The sequence below is a fragment of the Roseomonas sp. FDAARGOS_362 genome, assembly GCF_002754815.1.
GTDB classification, from domain to species: Bacteria; Pseudomonadota; Alphaproteobacteria; order Acetobacterales; family Acetobacteraceae; genus Roseomonas; species Roseomonas mucosa.
Genome location: NZ_CP024588.1, coordinates 511,029 through 522,656 on the forward strand (window position 1 = coordinate 511,029; position 11,628 = coordinate 522,656).

The window sequence follows — 11,628 nt, forward strand, 5'->3', positions numbered from 1 at the left end:
GAGCGCCGACAACCGGACATGACCGCTTACGAATCCGAGGGTGAGGGCTGCCCTGATACAGCCATGCCAGGGCAGGTCATCGAGGCCAGCCTCGACGAGGCCGGCTTCTTCACGTTGCGGATGAACGCGACGGGCACGAAGATCGAGAGCGTCCTGCTCGATACCGGCCAGGGGCCGCCGGAGGTGGTGCACCCGCTGGACGGGGGCCGCTTCGAGGCCAGGCTGCATCTGGCGGAGCGCGATGCCGCGCCGGTCCTGACGGTCACCACGAAGGATGGGCGTCACGATCTTGCCCTGCGGCCGCATGGCTGCCTTGGTCCGCTGGCCGCGAACCGCCCGTCGCCAGCCCTGGTTTCGCGCCGGGCCGATGCCGTGGCCGCCCTGCGCGAAGGGCCGGGCGCCGTGGTGCTGTTCCTCGCCACGGACACCGAGGGCGAGGGCTGGGACCGGCTCTGTGCCCTGGGCGGAGGGTTGCGCGCGGAGGGGCATTCCCCCTGGCTCCTGCTGGTGTCCGATGCCGCGGGCTTCTCCGGCGCCACGGCCCGGATGCTGGCCCATTTCGACTTGGCGATGCTGGCGGTGCCGGCGCGTGGCCTGCCGGCCTCCGAGTGGGAGCCGTTCCCCGGCGACCCGGCGCTGGAACAAGTGATGCTGCGGATTGCCAAGCCCGCCGAAGGTGTGCGCCTGCCCGCGCTGCTGCTGGCCGAAACCCCGCAACTGCTGCAACGCTTCGGCAAGCCCGCGCTGGCCTTCCCGCGTGCCTGCCTGCTGCCCGCCGAGGCGGTGACGGCGCCACGCTTGGTCTATATCCCGCAGCACCGGCAGAAGCTGGTGGGGCAGATGCGCGACAGGCTGCGCGGCATCCGCGTCATCCTGTCCTCCGAACCGCTGCGCGCCAGCCTGTCCCGTCTCTGTCCGGAGGTGCCGACCCTGGTGCTGCGGGACGGGGCGCCGACCACGGGGCTGGCACGCGGGCTGGGCCTGCCCATGGCGAGCCCCTCGGCCGAGGCCCTGGACCGCGCCCTGCGTCAGCTGGTGCTGGAGGCACGCCTCGCCGATCCGGAGGGCGAGGGGCGGACCGGCCTGCTGGTGGACGGCACGGAGGGCGACACCCTGACCGGGGAACTATCGAGACTGGCCCAGGGCCGGCTCTATGCCCTGGGTGGCGGCACAGCATCCGGCGTGAAGCCCCTGGCCCGCGCCATGCGCGACGGTGTGGAGCGCCTTCTGGTGCCGGCCGTCGGCGCGGAGGGGGAAGCGCTCGGCGCCATTGTCGAGGAATGGGGCCTGGAAGCCGTTCCGCTGCTGCCGGGTCCCTCGACCGCCGACCGGCGCGCCCTGGCGGCGCTGCGCGGCATCCGGGCGGGCGGGATCGCGCTGCTGGCCGACGCCGCCGTCTACCGCCCCTCGCCCAGCGAGGAGGACCTGGTGCTCCTCGCCGGCGGCGAGGCGGGGCTGGAGGCGGATGTGGTGGAACTCGGCTGGGCCGGCGATCCGCGCCGGGGACGCCTCGCCAGCCTGTTCGATGCGCGGGCGCCCGCCTTCTGGGGCCGGCCGCCGGCAAGGGGCATGGGGGCGACGATCGGCTACGGGGCGGAACTGGCCGCTCCCCTGTTCGCCGGAACGCCGGCCGCGCCCTCCCGGCTGCTGCCGCTGCTGGCCTTCGTGTTGCATGCCGGCTGCGTCTCGCTGCGCCTGGCCATCCCGCCGGCCGAGGAGGCCGCCCTGGCCCCCGCGCTCCGTCGGCTGGAGGCGGATGGCATCCGGGTCTTCGCACGCGATCGGAGGAGGGCCGCCTGATGCGGGTCGCGATCTTTGTCACCAACGCGCCCGGCAACTACGGCGGCGGCCGGCTCGCGGCCTATGTGCTGGCGCAGTGCCTCGCCCGCGCCGGGGCCGACGTGGCCTTCGTCACCAACCACGTCCCCGTCTTTCACGAGGACCTGCACGCCTTCGGGCGGCCGGGCCGGATCGGCATCCATGTCACCAAGGACTTCCTGACGGCGCTGCCGGAAGGGCGCTTCGACGTGGTGGTGCTGATCCCGACGCAGTCGCTGGACCGCATGGTCTATGTCGGCGCGCGCGGCTTCGCGCAGCGGCGCGGGGCGCGGATGTGCATCTTCAACTTCGAGACGCCGAACTGGTTCAACGCCGCCGTGCCGGTGCCGCGCGACGAGGTGCTGTGGCGCGAATGGAAGCTGGCCACCGAGGATGTCGCCGAGAACGGCGTGCTGATCCTCAGCAATTCCCGCGAATCCGAGAAGTACGCGCGCCTCTGGTACGATGACGAGCGGCTGGAATTCGGCCACTGGCACCAGCCGATCAACCTCGACGCGGCGGCGCGGGCGGCGGTGCAGTACCGCGAGAAGCGCATCCTGAGCTTCGTGCGGCCGCGCGACCCGCACAAGGGCGCGGGCGACCTGATCGACGTGCTCTGCGAGGAGATGCGCGGCTGGACGCTGTCGCTGATCGTCGGCAGCCCGAAGCTGGACGAGGCCTATCGCGACGCGCTGGTGCCGGTGGCGCGCCGCTATGGCGTCGAGGTCGAGGTGCATCCGCTGGCCAGCGACACGCAGAAATTCGTCGAGCTGCGCCGCGCCCGGATGCTGCTCTACCCCTCCTGGTTCGAGGGCTATGGCCTGCCGCCGATCGAGGCGCTGACCGTGGGCACGCCTTGCGTCTGCTACGACCTGGACGTGGTGAAGGAGGTCTGCGGCGACGCGCTGATCACCGCGCCGGTCGGCGACGTGGCGAAGCTGCGCGAGGGCGTGCTGCGGGTGATGAAATCCTCGCCCGAGGACTGGGCGTACCTGCCGCAGGTGGTGGAGGCGGTCTCCTCCGTCGAGCGCTGCGGCCAAGCGGCGCTGGCGGAGCTGGAGCGCTTCCTGGCCAGGCCGCTGCCGCCGAAGCCGCAGCTTTCCACCCCCGCGAAGCTGCCGAAGCGGCCGGAGCCCAAGCGCCTCAACCTGGGCGTGGCGGTGATGCATCCGGGCTGGCTGCTGGAGATCAAGGGCTGGGCCGCCGCGCCGCCCGATGCGCGCGTGGTGCTGCGCGCGGATGGCGAGCTGCTCGGCGAGGCGGTGCGCGGCATGGTGCGCAAGGACGTGCTCAAGGAGAATCCCTGGATCGGCACGGAGGAGTGCGGCTTCGGGCTGGTCCGCCCGCATGTCGCCATGGGCCATGCGGTGCAGGTCAGCGCCGTGGTGCTTTCCGCCTCGGGCGAGGTGCTGGACCATGCCACGCGGGTCTATGACCTGGTGGAGCTGGCCAAGGCACGGCCGGCCAAGCCGCCGAGCTGGTGGCGCAGCGGCGGCATGAAGTTCCTGCGCGAAGCCGGCAGCAGCCTGGTGCATGGCTGGGCCGCCGGGGCGCCGGTTCCCTTCCTGCTGGAAGGCTTCGCCGGGCCGCGCCGGGTCTGGATGCAGGGCGGCCGGGCGCGGCCCGATGTGATGGGCAAGCTGGAAGGCTTCCCGCAGCAGACGCCGGGCTTCAGCGCCCATCTCGGCCCCGAGGAAAGCTGGATGCTGGAGGCGGCGGGCGCCTTCACCCTGGTCGGCTACAGCCGCGCCGGCGTCGCGGTGCAGGCCCTGCCGGCGAAGTGGGAGAAGGCCGCGCCGGGGGCGGTGGAGCCGCATCTCGCGCAGGGCGAGGACCCGACCAGCCTGCCGGTCCTGGCCGAGCTCAAGCGCGTCGCCCTCGACGAATACGGCGTGCTGGAGGTGGAGGGCCATGTCCTGTCCCGCCCTCGCATGGAGGCGATCCGCGTGCTGCTCGACGGCGAGCTGCTGGGCGAGACCCTGCCGGACCGGTTGCAGACCGGCCTGCACAACAAGAACCGTGCCTATGGCGATGCCTATTCCGGCTTCGCCCTGAACGGCCGGGCGCCGAACCTGCCGGGGGAGGAGGTTCGGGTGGAGTTCATCCGGGGCGGGGAGGTGGCGCATGCGATCGCCACCGCGCCGACGCGGATGCGCCGGGGCAAGGGCGCGCGCTACGGCGCCGATCTCGCCTGGCTGCCGCCCGGCCTGCTGGAGGATGCCGGTTCCGGCGTGACCCTGGTGGTGATCGAGAAGGGGACGACCCTCGACCACCTGCGCGGCGCGGCGGAGCGGGCGCTGCTGGCCGAACTGCGCCGGCGCGGGCCGCTGCTGCTGCTGCTGCACGGCAACCCGCACGGCTTCACCCCGGACCTGTCGCGCTGGCAGGAGCTCTGCGACGGGCTGCTGCTGGTGAACGACCTGCATCCGGGCGAAGACGCCCTGGCGCACAGCCTGGCTCTGCTCGCGGCCGAGCCGGGTCTGGGGCGGGTGATCATGCGCGGCGCCAAGCGGCGCAGCGCCATTCCCGACGGGCTGCGCACCACCACCCTGCTGCCCGGCGCGGAGCTGGGCGCTTTCCGGGCCGGGCGGCTGGGCTTCGGCATGCAGCCCGGGCCCGGGGTGATCGGCCTGGACGGGCCGGGGCTGCTGCGCGCCCTGGCCCTGCCCGGCATGGCGCCGCCGGAGGGGCTGGGAGAGGGACCCTGGCTGCTGCTCGATGCCACCCTGGCCGAAGCGGCGGTGCTGCGCGACGCCCTGTCGCGCCTTGCCACGCCGCTGCGCAAGGCGGGCCTGTCGCTGCTCTGCGTGGTGGATGCGCCGCCGCTGGAGCCCACCGAGAGCCTGCGTGCCCGGCTCGGCCTGCCGCGCGACCTGCCGGTCGCCTGGGCGGCCTCCGCGCTGCTGGCGCCCGCCACGGTCCGCGCCGTGGTGGACCTCGCCCCGGCAGTGGGCGTCGCGCCCTTCTGCGGCGCCATGGCGGCGCGGGGCGTCCCCGTGCTGGCCCTGGCCGGCGCTTCCGCGACGGGCAGCCACTGGCCGCTGGTGACGCCGAAGGAGCTGGCTTCCGGCATGCTGCCGGTCCCGGTCCTGCCGGGCGATCCCTATGCGGCGCTGGAGGCCATCGAGCCTGCGCGGGCGGTCCGGGACGAGGCCGAATCCCTGCCCCTTTCCACTGCGGAGGCCGCATGAACGCCCTGCTTCCCGTCGCGCTGGCCCATGCGGCGGAGGCGCGCCGCGTCCTGCTGCGGGAGAACCTGACCCTGTCCGGTTTCTGGGAGGTGGAGTTCCTCCAGGGCCTGCCGTCGCGCCGGATCGGCCCCGCCCCGGCGGCCATGCTGACCCTGCCGCCGGTGGAGGAGCCGGTCGGTCGCCTCCGCCTGCTCCTCGCGCCCGCCGACCTGTCGCCCTTCGGCACCCTGACCGTGGCGCTAGAAGGCAAGCCGCTGGCGCTGCGGCCCGTGCCGGTTCCGGCCGAGTTCGCCGGGCTGGACGACGTGGTGGCGCTGGAGGCCCCGGTGGAGGGAGCGGGGGCCGGGCGGCTGGAGCTGCGCCTGACCCGCAGCCTGCCGCATCCGGACGGCACCCGCCTCGCCGGGCCGCTGCTGCTGGTCGTGGACCGGCCGCTGGCCCCCAGGCCCGCCGTCGTCAGCAAACCGGCGGAGAAGGCGAAGCCAACCGCTCCCGAGGCGGAGGCAAAGCCCAAGCCGGCGGAGAAGCCTGCCGGCGCCGTGAAGACGGCCGAGGCCACCGAGCCGAAGCCCGCCGCCCCCAAGGCCGGGACCAAGCCCGCGGCGGCGGAAAAGCCCGGAAAACCCGCCGTGGCCGCCAAGGTGGCCGCACCCGCCGAGGCGGCGCCCGCCACGCCCGAGGCCACGAAGCAGCCCGCCGAGGCCAGACCCGCGGACAAGGAAAAGGCGAAGGTGGCGGCATGACGTTCGTCCATGTGAACGCGGCGGATGCCGACCTGGCCGAGGAATGGCTGCGCGCGACGCCGAACCGCCTTTTCGGCGGCGGCGCGCCGGTCATCCTGTCGGATGAGGAGGACGCGCCGATCGCCGCCGGCATCGCGCGGCGCCACGGGCTGGCGCACCACGCCATCCCCGACGCGCCGGACCGGCCGGAGGCGCTGCGGCTGCGCCCGCTGCTGGGGCCGGTGGGCGCGCGGGAGGCGGTGATCCTCAGCGAGCCCGCACGCATGTCCATGGTCTTCCTCAGCGGCGAGGAGCAGCCCGCCTGGAACGACCGCTATCCGGCGGTGCGGGTGATGCACGCGCTCGGCGCCCGGCGCTTCCACTTCCTGGGCCGGACACGGGAGCTGCGGATCGAGGTGCCGCTGCTGCTGGACACCTTCCGCAACCGCCATGCCGGCAAGCGCGCCTTCGTGGTCGGCAACGGGCCCAGCCTGCGGCAGATCGACATGGGGCGGCTGAAGGGGGAGATCGCCCTCGGCTCCAACCGCTCCTTCATGGGCTATGCCGACTGGGGACTGGCCTTCCCCTACTGGGCCATCTCGGACCGGCTCCAGATCGAGATGTACCGCGAGGAGTACGAGGCGGGGATGGATGCGGACTCCATCAAGTTCATCCCCTTCGAGTATCTCGGCTTCCTGCGCATGCCGAACCAGGTGCCGGTGCCGATGCCGGGCGAGATCCTGGCCGGCGAGCAGATCCTGGGCTTCCCGCAGTTCGGGGAAACGCCGGCGATGCTGTTCAACAGCTTCACCGTGACGATCGTGCTGATCCAGCTTGCCGTCATGATGGGCTGCAACCCGGTCGTGCTGGTGGGGGTGGACCATTCCTACCCCATCGCCAAGGTGCGCCGGCGCGGGCAGGACGAGCAGGACCCGAATCCGACGGCGCATATCCCGCCGGAGGAGCTGGTGAAGCGCACGCGGCTCGGCTTCGACTTCTGGGAAGGTAACACCGCCCAGGGGCCGACGCACTTCACCAACAACTACACCAGCAACCGCATCTTCGTGCCGCCGCGTACCGCCTGGTCGGAGGTCTGCTACAGCTATTGCAGCCTCTGGGGCGCGGCGAACGGGGTGGAGGTGCTGAACGCCACGCCGGGCACGCATCTCGACGCCTTCCCGAAGGTCGGCTTCGAGAGCCTGTTCTGAGCCTGGCCCGGCCACCCGGGCCGGAGGGGGGAGGAGCCGGGAACATAAATATGATGCCGGAACGGAATCCCGGCCTGCTTTCGGTCACCGCATCAGCGGCCGGGATGCCCTAGCTTCCGGGCAGGCCCGGTGCCGCCACGTGGCGGCACCGGGACCACATTCCGGGAGATCCGATCATGGCCCCTGCGTTCCTCCGCCTCCTGCTGCCGCTGCTGTGCCTCGTCCTTTCCGCCCTGCCATCCCCAAAGGCGAAGGCCGCCAGTTTCGACTGTGCCAAGGCAGGCTCTGCCGTGGAACGGATGATCTGCCGCGACAGCGGGCTCTCAAGCCTCGACGAGGAGATGGCGGCCGCCTTCCGCGCCGCCGGCGGGGGCGGCGTGCCGGAATTGCGGGCCGGACAACGCGAATGGCTGGCCGAGCGCAACCGCTGCCGCACGGAGTCCTGTCTCAGGACCGCCTATGAGCAACGGGTCGCGACGCTGTCCGCGATCCCGGAGGCAAGGGAGGCAAGCCCGGCGCCCGCCGCGCCCGCCGCGCCCGCCGGTGTCGCGGGTGACGGGAAGTACTGCAATTTCGGCCCTGGAGAGAGCTCCGACATGCTTCTCGTCCGGCGCGCTGCGGGAGGCGGCCTGAACTTCGTCCTGTCCTCCTGGACCAGTCGGGGCAGCAACTTCTCCGTGGAGGGTCTCGCCAGGCCGGCCGCCTCTCCGGGGGCCTTGAGCCCGGATGCCAGCTGGCGTTTCGAATCGGGCATGCGGTCCCGCGACCCGGTGGAACATTGCGCGGTGACGATCCGGCGGACGGCCGAGGGGGCCTATGCTGTCGCCACGGAGGAGGGCGCACGCTGCGAAAGCATGGCGGGCCAGGGTGCCGTGCTCTATGGAACGCTGGTGTTTCCGCCGAACTCGCGGCAAGGCAACGCGCCGGCCACCATGGGGCCGGAAACCAGTATGCGAATCGGCTGTGACCGCCCGGCCCGGCGCGTTCCGTCCCGGCGCTAGGCGCCGCCGGGCGCCCGCCGCTGTGGCGAAAGCTGCGGGCCGGGGTCGCCAGGGCCATCGCGGCAGGAGCCAAGGGGCCCGAAATGTTCTAGAAGATGGTGCGCCGCACCGAGGGTCCCCCGCATGTCCACCACCCGCAAGACCATGCTGCTGACGGGCGCCAGCCGCGGCATCGGCCATGCCACGGTCAAGCGCTTCCAGGAGGAAGGCTGGCGCATCCTTACCGTGTCGCGGCAGCCCTTCTCCGAGGAGTGCCGCTGGCCCGAGGCACGGGAAAGCCATCTCCAGGCCGATCTCTCCGATCCGGTGCAGGTAGGGGAGCTGATCGCCCTGGTGAAGCAGCGCCTGCCGGACGGCAGGCTGCATGCGCTGGTGAACAACGCGGGCATCTCTCCCAAGGGGTCCGATGGCGGGCGCCTGGGAGTGTTGCAAACGGACTATGCCGCCTGGAACGCGGTCTTCAACGTCAACCTCTTCTCCATCGCCCTGCTGGCGCGCGGGCTGTTCGAGGAGCTGCACGCGGCGGGCGGCAACATCGTCAACGTCACCTCCATCGTCGGCTCGCGCGTGCATCCCTTCGCGGGGCCCGCCTATGCCTGCTCCAAGGCGGCGCTGAACGCCCTGACGCGGGAGATGGCGCATGAGTTCGGCGCCCATGGCATCCGCGTGAACGCCATCGCCCCGGGCGAGATCCGCACCAGCATCCTCTCCCCCGGCACGGAGAAGATCGTCGAGGAGCAGATCCCGATGCGGCGCCTGGGTGAGGCGCGGGAGGTGGCGGAGACCATCCTCTTCCTCTGCTCCCAGGCCTCCTCCTACATCAACGGGGCGGAGATCCACATCAACGGCGGCCAGCACGTGTGACCTTGCCGGGCGAGGACCGGGAGGGAGGGCTGGGAATGCCGGGCCCGCGCCACCCGCATCACGAGCCCGTCACCCAAGCCGATCCGCCGCGCCGCCCGCCTAGATAAGCCTCCGGGCGGTGCCGTTCCCCGCTGCCGGGGACCACGCCGCGGCATCCTGTCCGGCTCCGTCCGAGCACAGAGGAGGCTCCCAGCATGGCGATCGCGTCGGTGAATCCGGTGAATGGCCGGACCGTCAAGGAATACGAGGCCCTGACCCCCGCCCAGGCGGCGGAGGCCGTGGAGGCGGCGCAGCGGGCCTTCCTCGGCTGGCGCCGGACGTCCTTCGCGGAGCGTGCGGCGCCGATGCGGCGGGCGGGTGCCGTCCTGCGCGACCGGGCCACGGAGTTCGGCCGCCTGATGGCCATGGAAATGGGCAAGCCGGTGGCGGCGGGCGAGGCCGAGGCCCGCAAATGCGCCACGGCCTGCGACTTCTATGCGGAGAACGCGGAACGCTTCCTCAGACCCCGTTTCATAACGGCTGAGCCAGACGCCGGACGAGGATCATGGCGGCGGCGAGGGTGAAGAAGGCGACGGCGGAACCGACGGTGGCCTCGGGATCGCGAGCGAGGCGTCGGCAGCGGCCGAACCAAGCGAAGGACCTCTCCACCACCCAGCGCCTGGGTTGCACGGCGAAGCCTTTCTGGCCGGGTGCGCTGCCGATGATGGTAACGGCGACGGGGGAGGCTCGGGCGACCCGCGGACCGGCGTAGGCGCGGTCGGCGAAGCAGCGGGCCAGGAACGGCCAAGGGCGGCGCGACATGGCCAGGAGGGCCGCACCCCCTCGGCTGTCATGCAGGCAGGCGGGCGAGATGGCGGCGAGCAGGAGCCTACCGTCCGTGTCCACCAGGGCGTGGCGCTTGCGGCCCGTCACCTTCTTCCCGGCATCGTAGCCGCGGACACCTTTCACGCCGACACCGCCCGAGCGGACGGATTGGGCGTCCAACACCGCCGCTGTCGGTGAGGCCTCTCGGCCGACCCGCTCGCGGTCGGCCATGATGAGGGCGTGCGCCAGTCGCTCGAAGGTGCCCCGGCGCGAGAGGCGCAGGAACCAACGGTGCACGGTCCCGGGCGGCGGGAAGTCGCGGGGCAGATGCGCCCAGGCGCAGCCGGTACGGAGCACGTAGAGGATCGCATCGACCACCCGCCGCATCGGCCAGGACCGGGGTCGTCCGGTCTTTGCAGGGCTTGGCAAGAAGGGCTCGACCAGGGCCCACTCGGCATCGGTTAGGCACGTTGCATAAGGCTGGGAGCCGCGCGCAAGCTGCGCGCGGGCGGCAGGGGTCCACATGGGCCACCTCGAAGGACGTCAGACACCCTCCGAACGCGCAGAACTCCCGCCGCTCACCCCGCCTCAGCCGTTATGAAACGGGTTCTCAGCCGCGAGGACGCGCCCACGGAATCCCGCAGGAGCTTCGTCGCCTTCAACCCGCTCGGCGTCGTGCTGGCTGTGATGCCCTGGAACTATCCCTTCTGGCAGGTCTTCCGCTTCGCCGCGCCGGGGCTGATGGCGGGCAATGCCGGGGTGCTGAAACATGCCTCCAACGTGCCCGGCTGCGCCCTGGCGATCGAGGAGGTCTTCCGCGATGCGGGCTTCCCGCGCGACCTGTTCCGCACCCTGCTGATCGGCAGCGACGCGGTGGATGCGGTGATCGAGAACCCGCTGGTGCGCGCCGTGACGCTGACCGGCAGCGGCCCCGCCGGGCGCAAGGTCGCCGCCAAGGCGGGCTCGGTGCTGAAGAAGACGGTGCTGGAGCTGGGCGGCAGCGACGCCTACCTGATCCTGGAGGATGCCGACCTGGAGGCGGCGGCCACGGCCTGCGCCAAGGGGCGGCTGATCAATTCCGGCCAGAGCTGCATCGCCGCCAAGCGCTTCATCGTCGTGGAGCCGGTGCGCGAGCGTTTCGAGGCGCTGCTGGTGGCGGCGATGAAGGCCGGCCGCTTCGGCGACCCCTTCGACAGGGACACCGAATACGGCCCCATCGCGCGGCGGGACCTGCGCGACGATCTGCACGGGCAGGTGCGGCAGAGCGTCGAGCAGGGCGCGCGGCTGCTGCTGGGCGGGGAGGTGCCGGAGGGGGAGGGCGCCTTCTACCCCGCCACGGTCCTCACCGACCTCAGGCCGGGCATGCCGGCGCATGACGAGGAGATCTTCGGCCCCGTCGCCTCGGTGATCGGGGTACGGGACGAGGCGGAGGCCATCGCCGTGGCCAATGCCTCCGCCTTCGGCCTGGGCGGCGGCGTCTTCACCCGGGACCTGGCGCGCGGCGAGCGCATCGCGGCGGAGGCGCTGGAATGCGGCGCGGCCTTCGTCAACCAGCCCGTGGTCTCCGACCCACGCCTGCCCTTCGGCGGCGTCAAGGAGAGCGGCTATGGCCGCGAGCTCTCGCATTTCGGCATCCGGGAGTTCGTGAACATCAAGGCGGTCTCGATCGCCTGAACGTTCCGGGCGGCGCCGGTCCCCGAAGGAGGGGCGGCCCGTCCGGTGCCGCATTCCACGGACGCCTTGCCGCCCGGATGGACGCCAGCCCAGGGGCCGGATCGCGGGCCGGTGGCCCGGTGGCGGTGGCGCGAGGCTTTTCGCGCCCGCCACCCGGGGGCAGGATCGGGGAAGCAGGATCGGCGGACCCCCGGCATGTTCCTTGCTGGACCGGAGCCGATCCATGCGCCGGGGCTGACTGTGTTCGCCTTTTCCCTTGCCCCGGGCGCGGCCTGAACCGTGGAGTGATGTCGATGCCGCAGCGCCTCTTTGCGCCGCAACCCCTTTCCCCGATGGACCCGGGCCG

The 11,628-nt window shown here is 72.3% G+C and carries 9 protein-coding genes; 8 read left to right on the forward strand and 1 reads right to left on the reverse strand.

Annotated elements, in window-relative coordinates:
- Window positions 1-63: 63 nt before the first annotated feature.
- The 7 genes from CTJ15_RS24290 (at window position 64) to CTJ15_RS07185 (ending at window position 9,367) form a co-directional block, all read left to right on the forward strand.
- A complete protein-coding gene (locus tag CTJ15_RS24290; protein ID WP_193009647.1) occupies window positions 64-1,800 on the forward strand; it encodes a hypothetical protein in 1,737 nt (578 codons plus the stop codon).
- Window positions 1,800-5,009: a glycosyltransferase family 4 protein gene (locus tag CTJ15_RS07160; protein WP_193009648.1), complete on the forward strand. Its 3,210-nt coding sequence runs from the start codon at window positions 1,800-1,802 to the stop codon at window positions 5,007-5,009. The genes CTJ15_RS24290 and CTJ15_RS07160 overlap by 1 nt, the downstream gene beginning before the upstream one ends.
- Entirely contained in the window at window positions 5,006-5,752 is a 747-nt protein-coding gene (locus CTJ15_RS07165; RefSeq protein ID WP_099781391.1) for a hypothetical protein, read from the forward strand. The genes CTJ15_RS07160 and CTJ15_RS07165 overlap by 4 nt, the downstream gene beginning before the upstream one ends.
- Window positions 5,749-6,939: a hypothetical protein gene (locus CTJ15_RS07170; protein ID WP_019460078.1), complete on the forward strand. Its 1,191-nt coding sequence runs from the start codon at window positions 5,749-5,751 to the stop codon at window positions 6,937-6,939. Before CTJ15_RS07165 ends, CTJ15_RS07170 begins: the two co-directional genes overlap by 4 nt.
- A gap of 176 nt (window positions 6,940-7,115) precedes the next feature.
- Complete coding sequence (locus CTJ15_RS07175; RefSeq protein WP_075822291.1) at window positions 7,116-7,940, forward strand: lysozyme inhibitor LprI family protein; 825 nt, start codon at window positions 7,116-7,118, stop codon at window positions 7,938-7,940.
- A 123-nt stretch (window positions 7,941-8,063) separates the two neighbouring features.
- A complete protein-coding gene (locus CTJ15_RS07180) occupies window positions 8,064-8,804 on the forward strand; it encodes an SDR family NAD(P)-dependent oxidoreductase (protein WP_019460080.1) in 741 nt (246 codons plus the stop codon).
- 194 nt (window positions 8,805-8,998) lie between these two features.
- Window positions 8,999-9,367 carry an aldehyde dehydrogenase family protein gene (locus tag CTJ15_RS07185; RefSeq protein WP_099781393.1) on the forward strand — a complete coding sequence of 123 codons (369 nt, stop codon included), beginning with the start codon at window positions 8,999-9,001 and terminating at the stop codon, window positions 9,365-9,367.
- On the opposite strand, the gene CTJ15_RS07190 is transcribed toward CTJ15_RS07185, so the two are convergent.
- The gene (locus CTJ15_RS07190) at window positions 9,315-10,133 is read right to left on the reverse strand and encodes an IS5 family transposase (RefSeq protein ID WP_099780842.1); all 819 of its coding nucleotides are present in this window, start codon (window positions 10,131-10,133) and stop codon (window positions 9,315-9,317) included. The genes CTJ15_RS07185 and CTJ15_RS07190 overlap by 53 nt on opposite strands.
- A gap of 72 nt (window positions 10,134-10,205) precedes the next feature.
- Between CTJ15_RS07190 and CTJ15_RS07195 the strand changes: the two genes are divergently transcribed.
- Window positions 10,206-11,282, forward strand: coding sequence for an NAD-dependent succinate-semialdehyde dehydrogenase (locus tag CTJ15_RS07195; protein ID WP_099781394.1), 1,077 nt, complete (start codon window positions 10,206-10,208; stop codon window positions 11,280-11,282).
- The last annotated feature ends 346 nt before the right edge of the window (window positions 11,283-11,628 follow it).

What these genes read in the sequence shown, in the direction of transcription:
- CTJ15_RS07165 (WP_099781391.1), top strand. Translation starts at nt 5,006, where the DNA reads ATGAACGCCCTGCTTCCCGTCGCGCTGGCCCATGCGGCGGAGGCGCGC.
- CTJ15_RS07195 (WP_099781394.1), top strand. Translation starts at nt 10,206, where the DNA reads ATGAAACGGGTTCTCAGCCGCGAGGACGCGCCCACGGAATCCCGCAGG.
- CTJ15_RS07185 (WP_099781393.1), top strand. Translation starts at nt 8,999, where the DNA reads ATGGCGATCGCGTCGGTGAATCCGGTGAATGGCCGGACCGTCAAGGAA.
- CTJ15_RS24290 (WP_193009647.1), top strand. Translation starts at nt 64, where the DNA reads ATGCCAGGGCAGGTCATCGAGGCCAGCCTCGACGAGGCCGGCTTCTTC.
- CTJ15_RS07180 (WP_019460080.1), top strand. Translation starts at nt 8,064, where the DNA reads ATGTCCACCACCCGCAAGACCATGCTGCTGACGGGCGCCAGCCGCGGC.
- CTJ15_RS07190 (WP_099780842.1), bottom strand. Translation starts at nt 10,133, where the DNA reads ATGTGGACCCCTGCCGCCCGCGCGCAGCTTGCGCGCGGCTCCCAGCCT.
- CTJ15_RS07160 (WP_193009648.1), top strand. Translation starts at nt 1,800, where the DNA reads ATGCGGGTCGCGATCTTTGTCACCAACGCGCCCGGCAACTACGGCGGC.
- CTJ15_RS07175 (WP_075822291.1), top strand. Translation starts at nt 7,116, where the DNA reads ATGGCCCCTGCGTTCCTCCGCCTCCTGCTGCCGCTGCTGTGCCTCGTC.
- CTJ15_RS07170 (WP_019460078.1), top strand. Translation starts at nt 5,749, where the DNA reads ATGACGTTCGTCCATGTGAACGCGGCGGATGCCGACCTGGCCGAGGAA.